The following is a 22440-nucleotide window of genomic DNA, read 5'->3' as shown; positions in this document are numbered from 1 at the left end:
GATGGAACTCGGCCGATGCGGCGCGCAGGCGGCTCCGCCGCATCGGCCGAGGCGCCGTACGGGTGTGCCGCGTGCTAGACGCCGGCCCGCTGCAGCCAGTCCTTGTAGCTGATCTCGGCGAGGACGGCACCGTCGGCCGGAACGAGCGTGAGCTCGTCGGGCACCGCGCCGAAGTAGTGCGCCTGCGCGTCGGTGACCACCTCACGCGGGTCGCCCCACGCGGCCAGGGCCTTCCGGAAGAACTCGTCCATCCGGTACCGGTTCGGGCCGGCGATCTCGACCATCGCGTTGCGCGGTGTGCCCACCGCGGTCCGGCCCACCAAGCGCGCGACGTCGTCGCCGGCGACCGGTTGAAAGGCGACCGGCGCGATGTGCACCTCGTTGCCCGTCGTCGCCTCGTCCGCGATCCGCCGGCCGAACTCGTAGAACTGCGTCGCGTGCACGATCGAGAACGGGATCGTCGATTCCTTGACGAGTTGCTCCTGGGCGATCTTCGCGCGGAAGTAGCCGATGTCGGGTCGACGTTCGCTGCCCACCACCGACAGCACCACGTGGTGACCCACGCCCGCCTCCTTCTCGGCGGCCAGCAGGTTGCGGGTGGAGGTGGTGAAGAAGTCCAACACCGCGTCGTCCTCGAACGACGGTGAGTTCGACACGTCGACGACGACGTTCGCGCCCTTCATCACCTCGGCCAGCCCCTCCCCGGTGAGGGTGTTCACCCCGGTGTTCGGCGCCGCCGCGACCGCCTCGTGCCCGTGCTCGCCCAACTTGCCGACGACCTTCGAACCGATCAGGCCGGTACCACCGATGACCACGATCTTCATGTCGGATCCTCCCTGTTCCCGGGGACCTCGTCGCCACCCGGACGACAGCTAAGACCGGGCACCCCGTACGGATGTGACAGATCCGGACCACCGAGATCTCTACCGGGTGCCGAACCGCCGGCACCCGTGTCACATCCGCGTGGGCTGCCCGGTCTTGCTTGTCGGCAACCGGACTCACCCGAGCGGACTCGCAAGCGCGAAGGAGCAGGACCATGCCCCCAGTCGTCACCGGCTACCGGATACGGATACGGATGACCGCACGCGCGATCGACGAACCGCACCGCACCGCGAGCCCGCTCGAACTGCTCTTCGACCTCACCTTCGTGGTCGCGGTCGCCGCCGTCACCGCGCAGTACGCGCACCAGATCACCGCCGGGCACGCGCTGAGCGCGCTCGTGCCGTTTCTTCAGGTCTTCTTCGCGGTGTGGTGGGCATGGATGAATTTCACCTGGTTCGCGTCGTCGTACGACATCGACGACATCGCCTACCGGCTGCTGACGATGGTGCAGATGGCAGGTGTGGTGGTCCTCGCCGCGGGGGTGCCGCCCACGGGCGCCGACTCGGACTTCCGGCTCATCACGATCGGCTACCTCATCACGCGCATCGCGCTCGTCGCGCAATGGCTGCGCGCCGCCGTCGAGCACCCCGCCGGCCGCCGCACCGCACTGCGGTACGCCGCCGGCCTCACCCTCCTGGAAGCGGGCTGGCTCCTGCGCCTGGTCCTCGCCGAAACGCACACGCTGCCGTCCCCCACCGGAATCGCGTCCTTCCTCGCCTTGGCGGCCTTGGAACTCGCGGTGCCGTGGTGGGCGGAGCGCGCCGGCCACACCACCTGGCACCCGCACCACATCGCGGAACGGCACGGCCTGTTCACGCTCATCCTGTTCGGCGAGAGCGTGCTGGCGGTGTCCAACGGGGTCCGCGCCGCGCTGGAAGGCACCGAGGTCGGCGGCTCGCTCATCGTCATCGCGGCCTCCGGCCTCGTCCTGCTGTTCGCCTTGTGGTGGCTGTACTTCCTGCTCCCCGCGGGTCAAGGGCTCAGCGACCGCCGCGAGATTTCCTTCCTCTGGGGCTACGGGCACTACGGCGTCTTCGCCGCGCTCGCGGCTCTCGGCGCGGGCCTGGAGGTCGCGGTCGAGCAGACCGGTCACCGGCTCGCCGCGTCACCCCTCGCGATCTGCTATTCCGTCGCCCTGCCAACCGCCGTCTTCGTCGTGCTGCTGCGGCTGATCCACACGCCCCTGGTGACCGAGCACGTCATGCGTCCCCGGGCGGTGCTGGTCGGCGTGGCGACCGTCCTGCTCCTGCCGTTGGCGGCTTCGCGTTTCGGGGTGACCGCCGTCGTGGCCGCGCTGGCGGCCGTCGGCGTCGCCATGGTCGTCGTCACGTTCCCCGCCGTGGCCCGGCACTGCTGACCGCCGGCCCCACGGGGGGTATGCCGCGGTCCGAGCGGCTCGCGCGGCTCGGCCGTCAGCCCTGGGCCAGCGCTCCGCGAAGCTTCTTCCGCGAGTTGACGTCGAGCTTGGTGAATACCTTCCGCAGGTGCCATTCGACCGTACGAGCGCTGATGAACAGCTCCGCGCCTATCTCGGAGTTCGTCATTCCATCGGCGGCCAGCCGGGCGATCTGGGCCTCCTGTGCGGTGAGGGCCTCACGAACCTCGACCGCGCGTTGCCGTACGGACTCGCCGGTGGCCAGGAGTTCACGACGGGCACGCTCGGCGAAGGCAACCGCTCCGAAAGCCTGCAGCATTTCGTACGCGATGCGCAGGTGCTCACGCGCGTCGGGGATACGATTCTCGCTGCGCAGCCACTCGCCGTACACCAGGTGGGTGCGCGCGAGGTGAACGGCGATCCGGCAGCGTCCAAGGCGCTCGATGGCCTCGCGGTACAGCAGGTCGGCTGCCGGACCCTCGCAGAGCAGCGCTCTCGACCGGGCCACAACGCCATGAGCCCAGTCCGAGCCGTCGGCTTCGGCTCGTTCCTCGAGTCGGCGCAGGGCCGCCGCGGCCGCCTCGTGGGCGCCACTGCGAGCACCCGCCTCGATGAGCTCGAAGAAAGAGAATCCGGCGACCCCCAGGTCCTCGTACTCCATCGCCGGTTCGGCGCCGGCCAGGGCGTCCTCGTACCGGCCGAGGCCGTTGTACAGCACCGCGAGCAAGTAGTGGCGTATGCCGATCGCTCGCCCCTCGCCCCAGGAGGTCGCCTGCCGGGCGCCGGCCTCGATCAGCTCCGCCGCTTGGGGATCCTCGCCGCGCCAAGCCAGGAGGAGAAGCATGGCGTAGCCGAGCGGCGCGTTGCCGGTCACCTCCGTGATGGTGGTGGCCTCGCCGATCAACGTCGCGGCCACGTCGAACTCTCCGGCGTGCACGTGTAGGGCGGCGCGGTAGGAGAGAGCCAGCGGGAGATAGTTGAGTGCGCCGACCTCGCGAGCCGACCGGACCGCGTGTGTGCTCAGTACGTACCAGGTCTCGTCGTCCCACATGTCGCCGGCCACCAGCCACGACAGCCAGAGCCAGCGCATGATGTCGTCCTCGTTGCGTTCGGCGGCTCGTCGAAACGCCGCCAGCGCGGGATTCAGCAGCGCCGCACCCACGACGCGGCCTTCGACGAACCACGCCGCCAGGCCATCGAGAAGTACGTCCGCCGGCCGCGGCGGACGTGGTCCGCGCGGCGCGGCGCGGGCGATCTCGGCCACGTCCCGCACGCCGACACGCGCTCCGAGGCGGCCTGCGAAGACCGCTGACCCCATGGCTTCCAGGTACGCCTCACGCGCCTGTCCGGCATCGACGCGCTCCAGCCGGCCGGCCGCGTCGAGCAACAACGGCAGAGCCTCACCGCCGCGCCTGCGCGCGAGAACGATCCGGGCACGGAGCCGGGCCAGCCGCGCCTGCTGAGCCTCGTCCAGCGGACCCGTCTCCGTGGCGGCGAGGAGCGCGAGTGCCATGTCGGGGGCACCGGACTCGAAAGTGGCCTGCGCCGCGGCCACCGCCCTCGTTCCGCGTCCGGCCGGATCGGGCGTCAGCTCGGCCGCACGTCTCAGGAACGCGGCCGCCGCCGCGATCCCGCCGCGGGCCTGGGCCCGGCCGGCCGAGCGCTCCAGATCGACCGCCAGAGCCTCGTCGGGTTCGACCGCCGCGTAGGCACGGTGCCAGGCCTGCCGATCCAGGTCGAAGCCGGGATCGGTCGCCTCGGCCAACGCACGGTGGACGTCCCGGCGTTCTCCGGGGTCGGCCGCCCGATAGGCCGCCGAGCGCACCAGCGGATGGCGAAACCGCACCCGCGCACCGAACTCGATCAGTCCCGCCGCCTCGGCCGCCCCCGCGGCGTCCGCCCCGATGTCGAGCCGCTCGGCCACCCGCCTCAACAACGGCGCGTCCCCCACCGGCTCGGCGGCCGCCGCCAGCAGCAGCCGTTGCGCCTCGTCCGGGAGCGACCCGATGCGCCGCAGAAAGCTTTGCTCGATCTGGTTCGCCAGCGGCCGGGCGTCCGGACGCCCGAACCCGCCGGCCAGTTCCGCCGCGGTCAGCCCCCTGGTCAATTCCAGCAGAGCCAGCGGGTTTCCACGGGTCTCGGCGACGATCCGGTCCCGGACGTGCTCGTCGAGCCGGCCCGGGACCACCGAGTCCAAAAGCGCACGTGCGTCGTCGTCGCGCAGACCCCGCACGACGAGCTCCGGCAGAGCCGACAGCGGATCATCTCCCGCCGCAGGGCTCGATGTGCGCACGGCGAACACCAACACCACCCGCTCCGCGAGCAGTCGGCGCGCGACAAAGGCCAACGTCTGCGCGGAGACCCGGTCGAGCCACTGGGCGTCGTCGATCACACAGACGAGCGGCTGCTCCTCCGCCACCTCCGCCAGCAGGCTGAGCACCGCCAGCCCGACCATGAAACGGTCCGGCGCGCTCCCCACGCTCAAACCGAACGCGATCGCCAGGGCATCGCGCTGCGGGTCGGGAAGCCGATCGAGGTGCTCCATCACCGGCATGCACAACTGGTGCAGTCCGGCGAAGGCCAGCTCCATCTCGGACTCGACGCCGACCGCCCGCAGGACCTGACATCCTGTCGCGCTCTCCACCAGGTACTCCACCAGGGCGGACTTGCCGACTCCGGCCTCACCACGGAGCACCAGCACCTGGCTCCGACCTGCCTTGGCATCGGCGATCATGTGGTTCAGCGCCCCGCACTCGCCATGCCGACCACGCAGCGCACGCCGAGGAGTGCCGCTGCTCGACATCCACACCACCACAGGTCAAGGGCCGGACCCTGTTCAACCCAGGTCCTCCCCATCATGCACCAGCGCGTACAGCCCGGACAAACAACCGGCCGGCCCCGCGGGAGCTGAATCGACCCGGCCGCGCCGCGACTCAGCGGCATACGCGCATACCCGAAGCGGCGGGCAGGCCGACGCCGTCGGGGGTGAGGAGTTCCTCCAGGGAGGCGACGTCTCCCGTCCGTGCCGCCGAGACGAAGGCTTCGAGCAGGTGTCGGTGCTCGGCGGCGTCGACGTTCTCGCGCTGTTCCTCCAGCAGGTGCTTGCGGGCCCGGCTCACGATCTTCCGTACGTTGACGGTGCTGAACTGGAGCATGTCCGCGATGTCGGCGTAGGCGTAGTCGAAGGCCTCGCGCAGGATGTATACGGCCCGTTCGGTGGGCGTCAGTTTCTCCAGGACCAGGAGCAGGGCGAGTTCGAGGGCTTCGGCCCGTTCGGCGCCGGCCGCGGGGTCACCGGCGGTGTCGACGGGTTCGGGGAGCCAGGGGCCGATGTAGGTCTCGCGGCGGACCCGGGCGGACTGCGCCACGTTGATGGCGAGGCGGGTGGTGGCGCTGGACAGGAACGCCATGGGGCTGAGCACCACCGAGCGGTCGGTTCTCTGCCATCGCAACCACACCTCCTGAACCACGTCCTCCGCCTCGGCCGTGCTGCCCAGCATCCGGTACGCGATACCGAACAGGCGCGGACGCAACTCCACAAACACGGCAACGGCCTCGTCCAGCGTGCCTTCCGTCGGGGAGGACTCGGAATGCATGAGTCTGTTGTCTCCGTTCCTGCGGATAAGGGGATGCGATGACTCGAGCGGCTACGGCATGAGGCCGACCGCCTCTGGGGGCAACGGCCTCGGACTGCGGACCGGCCGGCCACGACATCCGCCGATGTGCCTGTGTTCACACTCGTCCATCGCCCACTCCATGGAGCCCCGGGGAATGCCTGGTCCACACCCTGGTCACCCCGGGGGTGGCCCCCGGGGCGCCGCGGCCCGGTGCCGGCACCCCAGCGATGGACGGTTCGCCGGCTCGGCCCCGACGGCGTTCCAGCACTCTCGGGTTCCATCACGAGATAAAGTGCCGGGCATACTCATAGGACGGGGAGCACGGTGTCCATCAGTCACCGCACGGCGTCGACAGGCCGTATGCCGCGACTGGATGCCACAGCGCCATTACCGGCGGGTACGGCGTAGCCGACCGGCTTGCGAGATCCAGGTGAATACCTGGTACGCGGCATTTGCCCTCGGCGGTCGCTCGAAGAATGCACCTGTCGATCTCCGTGCGACACACGCGAGACGGCAAGTACTCCACCAGCGGACGCGACCGCATGGCCGACGGCCACGGCGCCGGCAATGCGCACAGCACGTACACCCAGCCGTGCAGCCCCGCGAACGTGCGGGACCTTGGACCGGTCGAGCCGCTTGGCGGCGCGGAGTCGCGCAAGCGGGAGTGCGTGCAACCGAGCCCCCACACCGGCCTCGTTCCAGGCCGCGAGACACCGCCGACACGTCGTTCCCGACCCGAAACCCGACTCCTGCGGCAGGAACTCCCCATGGATTCCCGTGTACAGGACGAACAGGATGCTGATTGTCACACCCAACACGGTTGCTGTTGGGGCTTCCCGGGGCAGCGGCCCAGGTTCAAGACGGAGGTACATACGTGTCCAGCCACCATGTCGGAAGACGGAGCAGCTCTGCTCCCCACGCCGGTCAGACCATAAGTGCCGCACTACGGCCACGAATCGAACGGCCCATCGAGTCGTGACACAGGTGCCGGTTTTTGGGCGGACCCATGAATGCGAGCTGCTGGACGGGCTGCTCGACGCCGTGCGTGGCGGAGAGAGCCGGGTGCTGACGCTTCGGGGTGCACCAGGGGTGGGAAAGACCAGACTGCTCGAGTACGTGATGGCCAAGGCCCGGGGGTTCAAGGTGGCCCTCGTCACGAGTGTCCAGTCGGACATGGAGCTTCCCTACGCGGGCCTGCACCAGCTGTGCGCACCCATGAGCGACCAACTCGACACGCTTCCGCCCGGGCAGCGCGATGCCCTCGGCGGAGCTCTGGGACTGGGCTCGAAGCGCGCCCCTGATGCCTTTCTCGTCGCCCTCGGTGTCCTCGGCCTGCTGTCCGAGGCCGCCCGCAGCCGGCCCTTGCTGTGCGTGGTGGACGACGCGCAGTGGTTGGACAGCGCTTCCAGACAGAGCCTGGAGTTCACGGCGCGGCGACTGCTCGCCGAGTCGGTCGCGATCGTGTTCGCGGCTCGGGTGCCGGACGAGGAACCGCCCGGCGGCGCGGAACCCACCGCCCTGCCGGAGCTGCTGATCGAGGGCCTGCCCGATCGTGACGCGCGAGCTCTGTTGCGCTCCGTGCTGCCGGGCCCATGGGACGAACGAGTACTGACGCGCATCCTCGCCGAGTCGCGGGGAAATCCGCTCGCGCTGCTGGAGCTCCCCAAGACATCGACGCCTGTGGAACTGGCCGGCGGCTTCGGTCTTCCGAGTGACCGGCCCGTCGGTGACCACATTCAGAATGCGTACGTGCGCCGCATCGCCGGACTGACCGAAGAGGCGCGAGGGTTTCTGCTGGCCGCGGCGGTGGACCCCACCGGCGAACCGGCGTTGCTCCGGCGGGCATCGGAGAAGCTGGGAATCGGCAGTGCCGCCGCCGCGGACGCCGAGGCGGCCGGTCTCGTCCGGATCGGTGATCGCGTGAGGTTCTTCCACCCCATGGTGCGCTCGGCCGTCTACTGGGCGGCGTCGTCCGAGGACCGGCGCAGAACGCACCGCGCACTGGCCGAGGTGACGGCTCCGGCCGCCGATCCCGATCGCCGCGCCTGGCACGCCGCCTACGGCGCATCGGGCCCCGACGAGCCTGTCGCCGCAGAGCTCGAACGTTCCGCGGGGCGTGCACAAAAGCGTGGCGGGGTCGCTGCGGCAGCCGCCTTCCTGGCACGTGCGGTAGAGCTGACGCCCGATCCTGTCCGCCGCCAGGATCGGGCCATGGCCGCCGCACGTGCGGCCCACGAGGCGGGGAACCCCGATCTCGCCCTGCACCTGCTGTCCGTCGTCGAAACAGGCTCCCTCGACGAGCGTCGCCGCGGCGAGATCGACCTCGCGCGCGCCCGGATCGCGTTCACCTCGAACCGGGGCAGTGAAGCACCCGGCCTGCTGCTCGAAGCAGCCGCCCGGATCGCCGCCCACGACATCGAACTGGCCAGGGAGACGTACCTGGAGGTCGTCAACGCGGCGATCTTCGCCGGCCCGCAGGCGTACGACGACGGTCAGTACGAAGCTGCCCGAGCGGCGCGCGCGATGCCGACACCACAGCCGCCCCGTCCGACGGATCTCCTGCTCGACGGCCTGGCGCAGCGGATCATCGAGGGCCATACCGCGGCCGTCCCCAGCCTGCGCGTGGCCATGCGCGCCTGCGCGGGGCCGGACCTCTCCTCGGAGGATGGGCTGCGCTGGCTGTGGCTGATCTGTGTGACCGCGGTGGGCCTGTGGGACCACGAAACGATGTCTGTGCTGAGCGCCCGGCATCTCGAACTCGCACGGGATACCGGGCAGGCCACGGCACTGCCGTTCGCGTTGACCATGCGGTGCGTGGTGCACGTCCTCGACGGCGAGCTCACCGAAGCCTCCTCGCTCGCGGAGGAGGTGCAGACGGTCGCCGAGGCGGTCGGAACGGCCGCTCCCATCTACGGCGCCCTCTTCGTCGCCGCGTGGCGAGGCCGGGAAGAGGAGTGCATCGACCTGAGCGAACGGGCCGACGACGGGGTGGAGCGACGGGGCGAAGGTGTGGGGCCGGTGGTCTGCCGGTGGGCCCGGGCACTGCTCTACAACAGTCTCGGGAGGTACGCGGAGGCGGCAGAGGCGGCCGACATGGCCAGCCGGGAGTACATCCAACTGGAGATGGGCATCCCCGTGTGGGCCCTCGTCGAATACATCGAGGCGATCGCCCAGATCGGAACACCGGGTCGGGCCGCGGACGCACTGGACCGGCTGACCGAATTGACTCAGGCGAGCAACACGGACTGGGCCGTAGGCATCGAAGCCCGTTCGCGCGCTCTGCTCAGTGCGGGAGCCGAGGCCGAAAGTCACTATCTGAAGGCTATCGACGCTCTCGACCGTACGCGCCTGCGAGGCGAGGCGGCCCGTGCCCACCTCGTGTACGGCGAGTGGCTGCGCCGGGCGGGTCACCGTCACACCGCCCGGAAGCACCTACTCATCGCCCACGACCTTTTCGTGGCCATGGACATGCAGGGCTTCGCGCAGCGCACGGCACGCGAACTGGGCGCCACGGGGGAAACCGTCCGGAGGCAGCCGGAAGGCACGAGGAGCGATCTGACGCCCAAGGAGTTCCAGATCGTCAGACTGGTACGTGAGGGGCTCACCAACCCCGAGATCGGAGCACGGCTCATCCTCAGCCCGCGCACGGTCGAATGGCATCTGCGGAAGATCTTCGGCAAGCTCGGTGTCACCTCGCGCAGGCAGGTGTGAGTACCTGCGGGGATGCGCCGGGCGAACGTCGAGCTCGGTCAACCGCGGCCCGCCGGCATGCCCGGCGGGCCGCTCGCGCTCCGGGCTCCGACCCGGTTCTCGCGCTGTTCCTCCAGCAGGTGCTTGCGGGCCCGGGTGACGATCTTCCGTACGTCGACGACCCCGAGCATGAGCGTGTCCGCGATGTCGGCGTACGTGAACTCGAAGGCCTCGCGCAGGATGTACACGGCCCGTTCGGTGGGCGTCAGTTTCTCCAGGACCAGGAGCAGGGCGAGTTCTAGGGCTTCGGCCCGTTCGGCGCCGGCCGCGGGGTCACCGGCGGTGTCGACGGGTTCGGGGAGCCAGGGGCCGATGTAGGTCTCGCGGCGGACCCGGGCGGACTGCGCCACGTCGATGGCGAGGCGGGTGGTGACACCCGACAGGAACGCCGCAGGGCCGACCACCACCGAGCGATCGGTTCTCTGCCATCGCAGCCACACCTCCCGGACCACGTCCTCCGCCTCGACCGTGCTGCCCAGCATCCGGTACGCGATACCGAACAGGCGCGGACGCAACTCCACAAACACGGCAACGGCCTCGTCCGGCATGCCTTCCATGAGGGATGACTCGGAATGCATGAGTCTGTTGTCTCCGTTCCTGCGGATATGGGGATGCGATGACTCGCGCGACGGGACATCGGGCGAACAGCGCCCGGGGCAACGGCCTCGGACTGTTGCGATCAGCGTCGCCTGCCGGACCCCTCCGTGGCGCCCCGGGAAGTGCCTGGTCCACACCCTGGCCCTCGGGTAGCCCACCGGGGCCGTAATCACGCCTCCCTACGCGCCTCCACATGCGTGGAGGCGGCCGAACCCGGCGAACTCGACGTAGGCGGCGCCCGGACGGGGCCGCTGGTATCGGAAAGATAGGATGCCGATTGCTCCGAGTCGCGGGGCCGGAAGCCGCTCATTCGGTGATCGACGATCGGACGAACAGTCATCAGGGGCGGTGCCCATGGCAGGTGGAGATCCCGGGGCACGGCTCCACGGGCGGCAGGTCGAGTGCGAGACGCTGGACGCGCTCGTGGCGAACGTACGGGCCGGCCACAGCTCCGTGCTGGTCCTGCGCGGCGAGGTGGGCATTGGCAAGACCGCGCTGCTCGACCATGTGCGCGGCAGTGCGGACGGTTGCCGGCAGGCCGGGGCGGTGGGCGTCGAGTCCGAGACCGAGCTGCCCTTCGGCGGCCTGCATCAGTTGTGTGCCCCGTTCCTCGGGCATCTCGGTGGCCTGCCGGCACCGCAACGCGACACCCTGGGGAGGGCCTTCGGCCTGATCACGGGGGCGGCACCGGACCATCTGCTCGTCGGGCCCGCCGTGCTCGGCCTGCTCGCGAAGGTGGCGGCGAAGGAGCCGTTGATGTGTGTCGTCGATGACGCCCAATGGCTGGACGACGTCTCCATGCAAACGCTTGTCTTCGTCGCGCGGAGCCTGCGGGCCGAGCCGATCGGGCTGGTCCTCGCCGTGCGCGAGCCCTCGCTCGAAGCCGAGTTGGCAGGGCTACCGCAGCTCGTCGTGGAACCGTTGAACGACAGCGACGCCGGCGCTCTCCTGGAATCCGTGGTCCCGGGCCGGCTCGACGAACGGGTCCGCAACCGCATCGTCGCCGAGACCCAGGGAAACCCACTGGCCCTGCACGAGCTGCCCCGCGGGCTGACGCCCGCCGAACTGGCCGGCGGGTTCGTACGCCCCGACGCATGGTCGTGGACGAGCCAGATCGACTTGAGTTTCCTGCGGCGCGTCCAGGCGCTGCCGTCCGAGACGCAGTTGTTGCTGCTCGTCACGGCGGCCGAGCCGCTGGGTGACATGGCCCTGCTGGCCAGGGCGGCGGAGCTGTTGGGGATCCAAGCATCCGCCGCCTCGCCGGCCGAAGCGGCCGGGCTGATCACCATCAGGGCGCGGATACGGTTCCGGCATCCCGGGATGCGTTCGGCGGCCTACCGGGTGGCGACCGCCGAGGCTCGCCGCAACGTACACCGAGCGCTGGCCGAGGCGACCGACCCGGACACGGACCCCGACCGCAGGGCGTGGCATCTGGCCGGCGCCGCGACCGGCTTCGACGAGACGGTGGCCGTGGAACTGGAGCGCTCGGCCGGCCGGGCTCAGGTGCGCGGCGGGGTCGCGGCGGCTGCCGCATTCCTGGAGCGAGCCGCCGAGCTGACCCCCGACCCGGCTGTGCGCGGTGCCAGGACCATGGCGGCAGCTCGTGCCACGTACCAGGCCGGCAGGTATGACAGCGCGCGCGAGCTGCTGGCCGCTGCCACCCTCAGCCCCATGGACGAGCGCCGGCTCGCCCAGGCCGAGCTGCTGCGCGGTCGGATCCTGTTCGCCTCCAACAGCTCCGGCGCCGCCCTGCCACTGTTCCTCGCAGCAGCCGAACGTCTGGAGCCGCTGGACGCGGGACTTGCCCAGGAGAGCTACCGCGACGCACTCAACGCCGCTCTCATCGTCGACCGTGTGCCGCACAGCATTCACTTGCGGGAGGTTGCCACCGCGATGCTCGCCGCACCGCCGGGGCCACCACCGGAGCGCAGGGACCTGCTCCTGCGGGGCCTCGCCGTGATGACCGTCGACGGTTACGCCGCAGGCATGCCCATGGTGCGCAGGGCTTTGGACGCCTTCTGTACCGAAGAGATCTCCGCGGAGGAGGGCCTCGGCTGGTATCCGCTTGCCGCCCGCATGGCCTTCAACGTCTGGGATTTCCACGGCAGTACGGTGCTCTCGACGAGGCTGGTCGATCTGGCCCGCGAGGTGGGAGCGCTGTCGGTGCTGCCGTCGGCGCTCCTGCAGCTTGTATCCAACCGGGTGCTGGCCGGTGACCTCGACCACGCGGACTTGCTGATCGCGGAGGCGCAGACCATCGGTGAGGCCACCAACAGCCCGTATCTCATCCATTACGTGTCCCTGGTGACCGAGCCGTGGAAGGGCCGGGAGAACGCGACGCTCCAGGCGATCGACGCGATGACCCTGGACGCGACCGCGCACCAGGGACGGCAGGGACAGCAGGGCAAGACGCTCAGCTCGACCCAGTGGGCCAAGGCAGTGCTCTACAACGGACTCGGCCGTTACGAGGAGGCCTTCGCCGCAGCCGAGGAGGCCGCCGCGAACCTGCAGGAACTCGGACTGGCGATCAGATCGAAGATCGAGCTCGTCGAAGCGGCCACGCGGAGCGGGAGGCCGGACCAAGCCACCGAAGCCGCACGGCAGATCGACGAGATGGCCCGGGCCAGTGGCACCGACTGGGCTCTCGGTACCTCGGCCATGGTGCGTGCCCAGGTGAGCGAGGGACCTGCGGCCGAGGCCCTGTACCGCGAGGCGATCGAGCGATTCGGCCGCACCGACGTCCGGATCACATACGCCCGCTCCCATCTGCTCTACGGAGAATGGCTGCGTCGGGAGAATCGCCGCGTGGACGCGCGCGAGCAATTGAACATCGCCTACAAGGTTCTCAGCCGGATCGGGATCGACGGATTCGCAGAACGCGCCCGGCACGAGTTGCGTGCTACCGGCGCCTCGGTACGCAAACGCGGCGAGGAGTCGCATACCGCTCTCACAGCTCAGGAAGCGCAGGTCGCCCGCCTGGCCGCCGACGGGATGACCAACCCCGAGATCGGGGCCCAGCTCTTCATCAGCCCGCACACCGTGGAGTGGCACCTCCGCAAGATTTTCGCGAAGCTCGGTATCGCGTCCCGCAAGCAGATCGACAACACGCTGCTCGACGGCACGGCGACCAACGCCTGAAACCGGGCTGAGGCCTTCGCCCCCGCACTCCCGCAGCACCCGTCATGGCATCCGACGGCACACCGACCACGAGTCGACAGTGGCCGCACCGTTCGCTCTCAGGGCCCCAGCGGTGAAGTGGGCGGGTTCCAGCCCAGATGAAGAACGGCCACGTCGTCCGCCAGTCCTCCGAAGGGAGCCGCCATGGCGGCGACGCCGCCCACCAGGGCGTCGACGAACTCCTGGGACGGCAGATGGGAGTAGTGGGTCGCCAGCCGCAGGAGTCCATCCTCGCCGAGCCGTGCGGAAGGCTCGGTTTTGCCCTCGAACAGGCCATCGGTGAAGACGACCACACGGTCCAGCGGAAAAAGTTCCAGCTCGGTCTCCGACCAGTCCGGCTGCCCGGGAAAGAGCCCCAGCGCCGCTCCTGTTCGTGGCTCCACCCATCGAAACTCCCCCGCCCGCCGAAGGAGAAGGCCGGGGTGTCCGGCGCTGACCGCCCGCACGGCGGTGCCTCCGGAGGGAAACACCAGGGAAATGACGGTGGCGTATGTGTCGCCGTCCGGTCTTTCGGCGATCAGGATCCTTTCGAGAAGCCCCAGTTGCTCAAGCTGTGTCTTTCCGCAGAGAACGGCGGTCCGCCAGGCCACACGCAACTGCACCGCCAGGGCGGCCTCGGCCGCTCCATGCCCTGAGACATCCCCCAGGATGACATGTACGCTGGAATCCTCGATTTGCACCACATCGTAGAAGTCGCCGCTCAACAGCGCGTGGGCGCGCCCCGGCTCATAGCGTGAGGCCGCGGAGAAATCATCCCCCCGGAGAGCCGGTGTAGGAAGCAGACCCCGCTCCAGTGTGAGTGAGTCGCGAGCGATCAGCGCGTTGGCCTCTCTCGTGGCCATGGCCGTCTCCATGTGCCTTCTCCGCAAAGCGAGCCGGATGGCACCGCACAGTTCCACCGATGCGGCGTCGGCGAGAACGACCACAGCCGCGTGCGGGGCCGATCGGCGCAGACGGCGGGCGGTCTCGGCCGGCCTCGCTCCGGTAGAGGAACGACCCACCAGAACGCACATCGGCCCGCGGCACACGGCGAGGAACGGCCCTGCGTCACCGGCGTTTCTGTGCCACACCATTGACTGAACGAACGGGACCGGCAGCAAATGGCGTATACGGAAAGCCTCTTCCTCGTCCTCCGAAATCAGGAGCACGGTGAGGTCACGAAAAGGAGGATTCTCTTTCGTCGCCGCATCTTCGTGGATCTCCACCCTGCGTCGATGTGAGTCATGCGCGCCCGGCACCGAGAATACGCTGGTCATGTCAAGGCTTTCCGTTGGCAAGTGAGCACTGTCCATCCCCCGGCGTTCGTCGCCGACGCGCGCCCCTCATGATCGTCCTATGCTCAGACAGCTCAGGCGCGGGAAGTGTGACACGTAGGGCATGCGCGCGATCACGGAAACCGTGGGGTGCGGGGCCGAGATCCGGGGCGAGTACCGCGCCTTGTGACGTGCTTTCACTGGCAGCCGCGATTCGAATGAAAGATCGTCCCCGGCTGCGGTCGCTGCCGCCGCACGGCGTCGCGCAGGGCGTCGGCGACCAGCCCCGTGCGCAGGTGGTCGGCGGTGGCCCAGCCGACGACCTTGCGGGTGGCGACGTCGATCACCGTGGCGAGGAACAACCAGCCTTCGCCGGTCGCCAGGTAGGTGATGTCGTCGCACCAAGGCGTCACCGGTACCGGGCCGGGCGTGAAGTCCCGGCCGACCAGGTCCGGGCGGACCTCGGCGTGCGGGTCGGGGACGGTGGTGCGGTGGCTAAGGTGACCGTGAGCAACCAGTCCCCGTCGAGCAACACCGCCGCCTTGTCACCGCGTTCCGGATCGCGGCCGGTACCGGGGACCTGGCGGGCCTCGTGCAATTTCTCGTCCCCGAGCCGTGTTCACCGCTTGCCGCGCCGCCGTCCCGCCGATCGCCCGGCCCGGCCCACCTGCCCGCCCGACACGCCGCGTGAGAGCAGGCGCCAAGGCGGAGTGGGACACCCACACCCCGACGTACCGCGGCCTGCATCGAACCGGCTGCCGTTCGTCTCAGCGGCCGTGGTTGGGGTCGGTGGGCCTCGGCAGCAGGAAGCCGTCGACATACAAGTCGACACGCTCGTTGTGGAACGCGGTGAGCCCGGCGATCCGGTTGGCATGGATGGTCGGGAAGTCGTACGTCCAGGCGATGTCCTCGTGGGAGGCGGTGTCGCTGTCGAACGACCAGTAGCTGCCCGTCGTCCCCTTGTACGGGCACCGGGTCACCGTGTCCGAGCGCCGCAGCCGGGCCCAGTCGATATTCGTGCGATCGAGGTAGTAGCGGGTCGGCAGGCCGGTCTCGAACAGCTTCACGCAATCGGTGGCCTCCGCCAGCACGACACCGTCCGACTCGACTCGTACGCCGCTGCCGGATCGCAGGGCGTCCACGCGTGAGTAGGGGCTCCGCGGATGAACGAAGACCGGCTCGTCCTCCTCGAACCAGGAGTCCAGCGCCTCCCACTCGAAGCGCACAGTCCCGCGCAGGGGTTCCGGGGCGCCCTCCCCCCAGACCCACGCTGCCTCCGCACGGACTTCCGGACCGACCTGCAGGGTGTGTCGGTGCGCGGGGCCGGCACCGAGTTGCTCCATGTGCTTGTCATCGTGGAGCACGCCGTCCACCAGGTCCTCGACCGGGATGCTGAACTGGGGATATGCCTGCCATTCCCACACGTACAGCGCGCGGCGGGTGTCGAAGGCGACACGACCGCCGATCATTCCCCGGATGCGGCGGGGAACGGGCTCGACGTGCCCGATCGGAGCGATGAGACTCGGGTGCAGGACACTTTCGGTTGCCATCGTGATCACCTTGTGTTCGTTGATGATGCGCTCGCCATGCCCGGTGCAGTGCCCCGGAGTGACCACGCCTACTCGGGCTACGGCCCTCACCTGCTCGCTCGATGCCAACGAACGGTGCCCCGTCCATCGCTGGTTCGGGGCGCTGCCCGCCGGAGGGCGGGGTGGCCATGTCGCCGCCCCGCCCTCCGAGTCCGTCCGCCGGTCAGCGAACCGGCCGCGCCGCGCTCTCGATGACTCGCGCCACGTCATCGGGACGCGACACACTCACCGCGTGCGACGCACGCACGTCCACCGTGTGCGCACCCGCCCGCTCGGCCATGAAACGCTGGGCCTTGGGCGGGATGTTGAGATCCTGCTCGGTGACCAGCACCCACGACGGGATCGTCTTCCAACCCGGCTCGGAGGCACCCTCCTCCAACGCGGCACTGGTCACCGGACGCTGGGTCACTCCCATGACCTCCGCCGTACCCTTCGCGACATCCGCCGCGAACTGATGACGGAACTTGCCCTGCTCGATGTACAGATCGGTACCCGCCGTCCCGTTGGGCAGCGTGACCGGGACCGGGCGCAGCGTCTCACCGAGCGTGCTGCCCGGGAACTTCCCCGACAGCTGGACCGCGCTCTCCCCCTTCTCCGGAAGGAAAGCCGCGATATACACCAGCGCCTTCACGTTCTTCGCACCATACGAGGCGCTACTGATGACCGACCCGCCATACGAATGACCGGCCAGCACCACCGGCCCCTCGATCCCGGCCAGAACCTCCTTCAGATACCCGGCATCGCTGCTCAGCCCGCGCAGCGGATTGGCCACGGCCACCACCGGATAGCCCTCTCGCTGCAACCTCTTCACCACCCCGTTCCAACTACTGGAGTCGGCGAACGCACCATGAACCAGAACCACCGTCGGCTTGCGCTTCGATGAGGAAGAGGAGGATGACCCCTCACTCCCCTCATTCCCCGCACTCGCCGGCGACACCGACACCGCGAGAACGGACGCGGCCACCGTCACCGTGGCCATCAGGGAAATCAGGGAACGAGTACGCCGGGAACCAGGACGTTTCATCACAGAACCTTTCGAGTCATGAATCGAATCGGCCGCGTCCGAGCACACGCACGGACACAACGGCAGGAAGGAACAAACAACGCACCACCCACACACACGTCGGACCGAGATGCGGGCTGTGGCGGGCAGGAAGTGAATGTGTCACGGACACCGGTCCGCGGCGGGTCCGGCCGCGGTCGCGGGTCACGTCGCGGCAGGACGGAGGGGCGACGCGCGCAGCGTCTCACCCGGCATATTCACCGACGGGGGTCGGGGCGATGAGCAGGTTGCCGCCCGGGCTGACGGGGCTCCCGGACGGGGAGCCAGGGCCGCGACCACGGGCGTGCGGTGTCGCGCGGGCGGCGAACCTCAGTCGGTGTGCAGCGCGACGCGAAGTGTGCTGATGGCCTGCTGCATCGCGGCGGTGGTGGCCCCCGTGGACCGCAGCGGGTTCAGCATCATGAAGTCGTGCAACGTGGCGTTGTAGCGGATGCTGGTGGTCGGAACGCCGGCTCGGATCAACTTGCGGGCGTATGCCTCACCTTCGTCGCGCAGGACATCGTTCTCGTCGACGAGGACGAGCGCGGGCGGGAGCCCTTCCAGGTCCTTCGAATCCGCCCGCAGCGGAGACGCGGTGATCTCGGCGCGCTCGGCCGGATCGGTGGTGTAGCAGTCCCAGAACCAGGCCATCGCCTTCGCGGTCAGGTACGGCCCTTCGGCGAATTCCCGATAGCTCGCGGTGTCCTGGCCCGCATCCGTCACCGGGTAGTACAGCGACTGATGCACGAAGGACACATCGCCCCGTCGCTTGGCCATGATCGTCAGCGCGGCCGTCATGTTCCCGCCCACCGAGTCCCCGGCCACGGCCAGGCGCGCGACGTCCAGCCCCTCTTGGGCACCATTCGCCGTGATCCACCGGGCAGTCGCGTACGCCTGCTCGATCGCCACCGGATACTTGGCCTCGGGGGAGCGGTCGTACTCCACGAACGCCACGGCCGCCCGCGCACCGACGGCCAGCTCACGCACCAGGCGATCGTGAGTGCCCGCATTGCCGATGACCCACCCGCCGCCGTGCACATAGAGAACGACCGGGAGCGAACCCTCGACTCCGACGGGCCTGACCACGCGCACCCGCACGTCGCCGACCTCGGCAGGCACCGTTACCCATTTCTCCTCGACATCAGGCTTCTCGATGGGTGCCGCCTGCAGATCGTCGAGGACCTTCCGCGCGCCCTCCGCACCCAACTCGTACAGGAACGGCGGATTGGCTGTCGCCCCCGCGAGTTCCCGAGCAGCGGACTCAAGTACCGGATCGTTCACGGCTGTGCTCCTGGTGTGAGTGAGGATGTGTACTGCCTTCACCCTTATGACAGCCCACCTATGAAAGGTGTGACACTTACCCCCCTGGGTTGCGCGGCGCTGAGCCCACTCTTTTCAGAGCACCGAAGAAGGTGTGACCAGGACCGACCGGCATCCCCGAGCCACAGTCACAATGTGGTGTGCGGCATACATGTCACAAAACAGGGGTCGTCGTGGTCATTGAAGAGACGCGAGGGGAACAGCCTGATCCCCGATGAGCACCGCCCTCGGAAAAGCCGCGCGCCCGGCGGCTGTTCATCCCCGTCCCTCCCACGGTCACACTGCGCGGAGCACCCCATACCGCAGGAACGGAGACAACAGGCCCATGCATTCCGAGTCCTCCCCCCACAGAAGGCACGCCGGGCCCAGAACCGCCACGAGACCTGCATCGGCCCCGGCTCCTTATGGACGGCCGGTGACGCAGCGGATCAGTCGTCGGCAGCGCCCCGGCACATCCGAGCCGTGTGCCTGGGCAAGGGCGGGACAACGGATTCCGGAATCACTCCCGCTCGGTGTCCGGGAACCATGTGGGACCCGGTTGGTTCCAGGAGCGTAGTTTGTCGGGGTTGAGGACGACCCAGACCTGGACGACCAGGTGGCCTGCGATGTCGAGGGTGATCACCGCCACGACCTGTTCGTCGTACCGCACGACGAGCCCCGTCCGACCGTTGACCGAATGGGTCCGCAACGTCGTCCGCGGATGCCGGGCCAACAGGGTCAACAGACTCCGAGCCACCCGCTCACTGCCGTGAACCGGCCCCACCAACGCCCGAAGCTTCCCCCCGCCGTCGAAGAACACCGCGGCATCGGGCGCCAACAACGACACCAGAACGGCCGGAGCCTCCGCCACACACGCATCACACACCGCACGGGTCACCGCGTCATGACGCTCCGGCGTCGTGGGCCGCGAACGCCGCACCCGCAGACTGCGACGCGCACGCTCCGCCAACTCGGCACACTCCCCCTCCGACCGACCCACGATGTCCGCGACCGCACCCGGCGCCATCCCGAACACGTCACTCAACACGAACGCCGCCCGCTCCGCCGGAGACAACGAATCCAACGCCTGGAGCAAAACGGCGCCGATCTCCTGCTCCAGCATCCGATGCCGGTCCTGGCCCACCTCCTCGTCCGCGCTCGCCGCCGCGGAGGCCCTCACCCCGTCGGGGGACACCAGGGGGTCCAGGCAGATGCCACCCACCACTTTCGCCAGCCACGCCCTCGGATCACGGATCTGTGCCCGCTCCGACTCCGGCAATCGATACCACCGCCGATATGCCTCATCGACCACAACCTCGGCCGCGCCGCCGCTGCCCAGCATCCAGTAGGCGACATCCATCAGATGCCGGCGCTCCTCCAGCAAGTCCGTGATGGGAACCGCTTCATCGGCATGGTCCATGCCGCATCCTCCCTCTCCAACCGCGGCCCGCACCAGCTGCGTCGCGCCTACAAGGTGCCGCTCCCGATCCCGCCCCTTCCCGAGCCCCCTGTGCGGATATGTACGTCGGCAAGGGTCTCGCGCACGGCGTCCTCGGTTCTTCTCGGTTCGTCAGCTAGACCGAGCAGTCGCAGATGTTGTGACATACCTTCGCGAACGCCGACCCGGCCTCTCGTTCACACCGACTCGTCCGGCCCGCGGCGCCCATCGGACCGTCATCGCACAGCGGGTGCGTATCTGTCACAGCTTCCCCGGCTACCCGGTCAGTGCGAGTGGCGCCCCCACCGAACGCACCGCCTCGGCGCCCCGATTCCCAGACGTCGGGCTCGAGCCCAAGGGAGATGGAAGATGCTCCGAGACCCTCACCAGCGCTCCGATCCTGCCGTCGCCGCAGTGGCCCTGGCGACGGAGGCCGCCCTGCTCGAAGCGCGTCTGCGCATGCTCAGGGAGGCACTTGACCACGTAGACGCCCGCATCGGGGCAGCTTCCGAAGCCTTGACGCAACTGGCCCACCCCGCGACCTCCGTCGAGGCCGAGGAGCACGGGGGACACGACGCCTCTCCGAGTCACAGCGATCCCGCTTGCCGCTCGGACAGTCCGTGTCACGAATGTTGTGGTCGATCCCGGCCGGCCCGGACACGTATCCGTCCACCCGACGCATGGACACCGCCGAACTCTGTCCGTACACACCGACCGGAGTTGTGATGAACGAAGTATCCGAACCCGACCTGCGAGGGAAGCTGGCCGTGGTGACCGGGGCCAGCGACGGCGTAGGCCTCGGGCTTGCGGCACAACTCGCCCGGGCCGGCGCCGAACTGGTCCTGCCGGTACGCAACGAGGCCAAGGGAGCCGCGGCGCTCGAACGCATCCGGGCGAGTGCGCCCGATGCGCGGGTCTCCACTCGCTCCCTCGACCTTGCATCGTTGGCGTCGGTCGAAAGCCTCGCCGACACACTGAACACCGAAGGCAGGCCGATCGACCTTCTGGTCAACAATGCGGGCGTCATGGCCCCGCCTGTCCGGCACACGACGGAGGACGGGTACGAGCTGCAGTTCGGGACCAACTACCTCGGTCATGTGGCGCTGACCGGGCGGCTGATGCCGTTGCTGCGTGCCGGTCGGGCCCACGTGACCACGGTGACCAGCAGTGCCGCGCGAGGTGGCCGGATCGACTGGGAGGACCTGCAGAGCGAGAACCGGTACTCACCGGTCCGCGCATACGGGCAGTCCAAGCTGGCCAACCTGCTGTTCGCGCTCGAACTGGATCGCCGCAGCACGTCGAACGGGTGGGGCATCGTCAGCAACGCCGCTCACCCCGGCACGACACTGACGAACCTCTACGCGTCCGGCCCCAGCCTCGGCCGCGCCCGCCCCGCTCCCCATGCGGCGATCGTGAAGCGACTCGCCCGCTTGCGCATCCTCGTACAGACCGTCGACGCCGGGCTGCGTCCGTTGCTCTACGCGGCCACAAGCCCGACAGCGGTCGGCGGACAGTTGTACGGACCCGACGGCTGGGGTGAGTTCACGGGTGAGCCCACAAAGCTCACGGTCTACAAATCGGCCCGCAGCGAGGCGGACGCGGCCCGGCTCTGGCAGGTCTCCGAACACCTCACAGGGGTCGTGTTCCCGGCGGACTGACGGCGCCGACCGGGCGCGGGGAACCGAGCGTCAAGGCCTGCGCGGCGCAGGTGTCCCGACACACACCCACGAGGGATGTCACAGATGCCCGGGTCGCCCGGTCAGTAGCACGGAACCGAAAAACGGCAAGGAGATCACACCATGAATTCACGTCTCGACTACTTCGGCAATTCCCTCGGTGGCAAGGTGCTGAAGCATGTCAACTCGGCCAACAAGGTGCTGTTGGACTCGACATTGCCCGGCACGACGCAGGAGTTGGTGAAGATTCGCGCCAGCCAGATCAACGGCTGCGGCTTCTGCACCGACATGCACACCAAGGACGCCGCCCACGCGGGAGAGAGCCGGCAGCGCCTCGACCTGGTGGCCGCCTGGCGGGAGGCCACGGTCTTCACCGACGCCGAGCGCGCCGCGCTGGAGCTGGCGGAGCAGGGCACCCGCATCGCGGACGCGGCAGGCGGCGTCACGGACGAAGCCTGGGCGAACGCCGCCAAGCACTTCGACGAGGACCAGCTCGTCGCACTGATCTCGCTCATCGCCGTCATCAACGCCTACAACCGCATCAACATCATCAACCAGCAGCCCGCCGGGGACTACCAGCCCGGCCAGTTCGGCTGATCCGCCCGGCGCGCCGCCGGATCACGGAGAGGGGGGGGGGGGGGGGGGGGGGCCCCCCCCCCCCCCCCCCGGGGCCAGGGGGCAGTCGGTGGGGCGGGGGGGGCGCCGGGGGGCCGGCGGCGCCACCGGCCTCGGCGTCGCCGACACA

The 22440-nt window shown here is 69.3% G+C and carries 13 protein-coding genes and 2 pseudogenes; 5 read left to right on the top strand and 10 right to left on the bottom strand.

Annotation, left to right across the window (positions count from 1 at the left end; genetic code table 11):
- Positions 1–74: 74 nt before the first annotated feature.
- Positions 75–824, bottom strand: a complete 750-nt coding sequence (locus ACIBM5_RS00785) for an SDR family oxidoreductase (RefSeq protein ID WP_396004719.1) — start codon at positions 822–824, stop codon at positions 75–77.
- Positions 825–1036: 212 nt separating this feature from the next.
- On the opposite strand from ACIBM5_RS00785, the gene ACIBM5_RS00780 reads away from it, so the two are divergent.
- Positions 1037–2239, top strand: coding sequence for a low temperature requirement protein A (locus ACIBM5_RS00780; protein ID WP_396004718.1), 1203 nt, complete (start codon positions 1037–1039; stop codon positions 2237–2239).
- A gap of 55 nt (positions 2240–2294) precedes the next feature.
- Here ACIBM5_RS00780 and ACIBM5_RS00775 read toward each other — a convergent pair whose 3' ends face one another.
- A complete protein-coding gene (locus ACIBM5_RS00775; RefSeq protein WP_396004717.1) occupies positions 2295–5060 on the bottom strand; it encodes an ATP-binding protein in 2766 nt (921 codons plus the stop codon).
- A gap of 142 nt (positions 5061–5202) precedes the next feature.
- Positions 5203–5853, bottom strand: a pseudogene (locus ACIBM5_RS00770) (sigma-70 family RNA polymerase sigma factor); the annotation flags it as partial.
- An 816-nt stretch (positions 5854–6669) separates the two neighbouring features.
- On the opposite strand from ACIBM5_RS00770, the gene ACIBM5_RS00765 reads away from it, so the two are divergent.
- Positions 6670–9585, top strand: coding sequence for an ATP-binding protein (locus ACIBM5_RS00765; protein WP_396004716.1), 2916 nt, complete (start codon positions 6670–6672; stop codon positions 9583–9585).
- Positions 9586–9680: 95 nt separating this feature from the next.
- On the opposite strand, the pseudogene ACIBM5_RS00760 reads toward ACIBM5_RS00765, so the two are convergent.
- A pseudogene (locus ACIBM5_RS00760) lies at positions 9681–10181 on the bottom strand (sigma-70 family RNA polymerase sigma factor); the annotation flags it as partial.
- A gap of 394 nt (positions 10182–10575) precedes the next feature.
- Between ACIBM5_RS00760 and ACIBM5_RS00755 the strand changes: the two are divergent.
- Positions 10576–13359 carry a LuxR C-terminal-related transcriptional regulator gene (locus ACIBM5_RS00755; RefSeq protein WP_396004715.1) on the top strand — a complete coding sequence of 928 codons (2784 nt, stop codon included), beginning with the start codon at positions 10576–10578 and terminating at the stop codon, positions 13357–13359.
- Positions 13360–13457: 98 nt separating this feature from the next.
- Here ACIBM5_RS00755 and ACIBM5_RS00750 read toward each other — a convergent pair whose 3' ends face one another.
- The 6 genes from ACIBM5_RS00750 to ACIBM5_RS00725 form a co-directional block, all read right to left on the bottom strand.
- Positions 13458–14654 carry a PP2C family protein-serine/threonine phosphatase gene (locus ACIBM5_RS00750; protein WP_396004714.1) on the bottom strand — a complete coding sequence of 399 codons (1197 nt, stop codon included), beginning with the start codon at positions 14652–14654 and terminating at the stop codon, positions 13458–13460.
- 194 nt (positions 14655–14848) lie between these two features.
- Positions 14849–15064 (bottom strand): DDE-type integrase/transposase/recombinase, encoded by a 216-nt coding sequence (locus ACIBM5_RS00745; protein WP_396004713.1) that lies wholly within the window; start codon positions 15062–15064, stop codon positions 14849–14851.
- Positions 15065–15418: 354 nt separating this feature from the next.
- Positions 15419–16201, bottom strand: coding sequence for a DUF427 domain-containing protein (locus tag ACIBM5_RS00740; RefSeq protein ID WP_396004712.1), 783 nt, complete (start codon positions 16199–16201; stop codon positions 15419–15421).
- 202 nt (positions 16202–16403) lie between these two features.
- Positions 16404–17219, bottom strand: coding sequence for an alpha/beta fold hydrolase (locus tag ACIBM5_RS00735; protein WP_396004711.1), 816 nt, complete (start codon positions 17217–17219; stop codon positions 16404–16406).
- Between the two features lie 393 nt (positions 17220–17612).
- Positions 17613–18563 carry an alpha/beta hydrolase gene (locus ACIBM5_RS00730; RefSeq protein WP_396004710.1) on the bottom strand — a complete coding sequence of 317 codons (951 nt, stop codon included), beginning with the start codon at positions 18561–18563 and terminating at the stop codon, positions 17613–17615.
- Between the two features lie 538 nt (positions 18564–19101).
- Positions 19102–20001, bottom strand: coding sequence for a sigma factor-like helix-turn-helix DNA-binding protein (locus ACIBM5_RS00725; RefSeq protein ID WP_396004709.1), 900 nt, complete (start codon positions 19999–20001; stop codon positions 19102–19104).
- 743 nt (positions 20002–20744) lie between these two features.
- Between ACIBM5_RS00725 and ACIBM5_RS00720 the strand changes: the two genes are divergently transcribed.
- Entirely contained in the window at positions 20745–21677 is a 933-nt protein-coding gene (locus ACIBM5_RS00720; RefSeq protein ID WP_396004708.1) for an SDR family oxidoreductase, read from the top strand.
- Between the two features lie 141 nt (positions 21678–21818).
- Positions 21819–22292, top strand: a complete 474-nt coding sequence (locus tag ACIBM5_RS00715) for a carboxymuconolactone decarboxylase family protein (protein ID WP_396004707.1) — start codon at positions 21819–21821, stop codon at positions 22290–22292.
- Positions 22293–22440: the final 148 nt, after the last annotated feature.

The sequence above is a fragment of the Embleya sp. NPDC050493 genome (genome assembly GCF_044458105.1).
In the GTDB taxonomy this organism is placed as follows: Bacteria; Actinomycetota; Actinomycetes; order Streptomycetales; family Streptomycetaceae; genus Embleya.
This window is presented reverse-complemented; position numbering and strand designations above follow the sequence as displayed.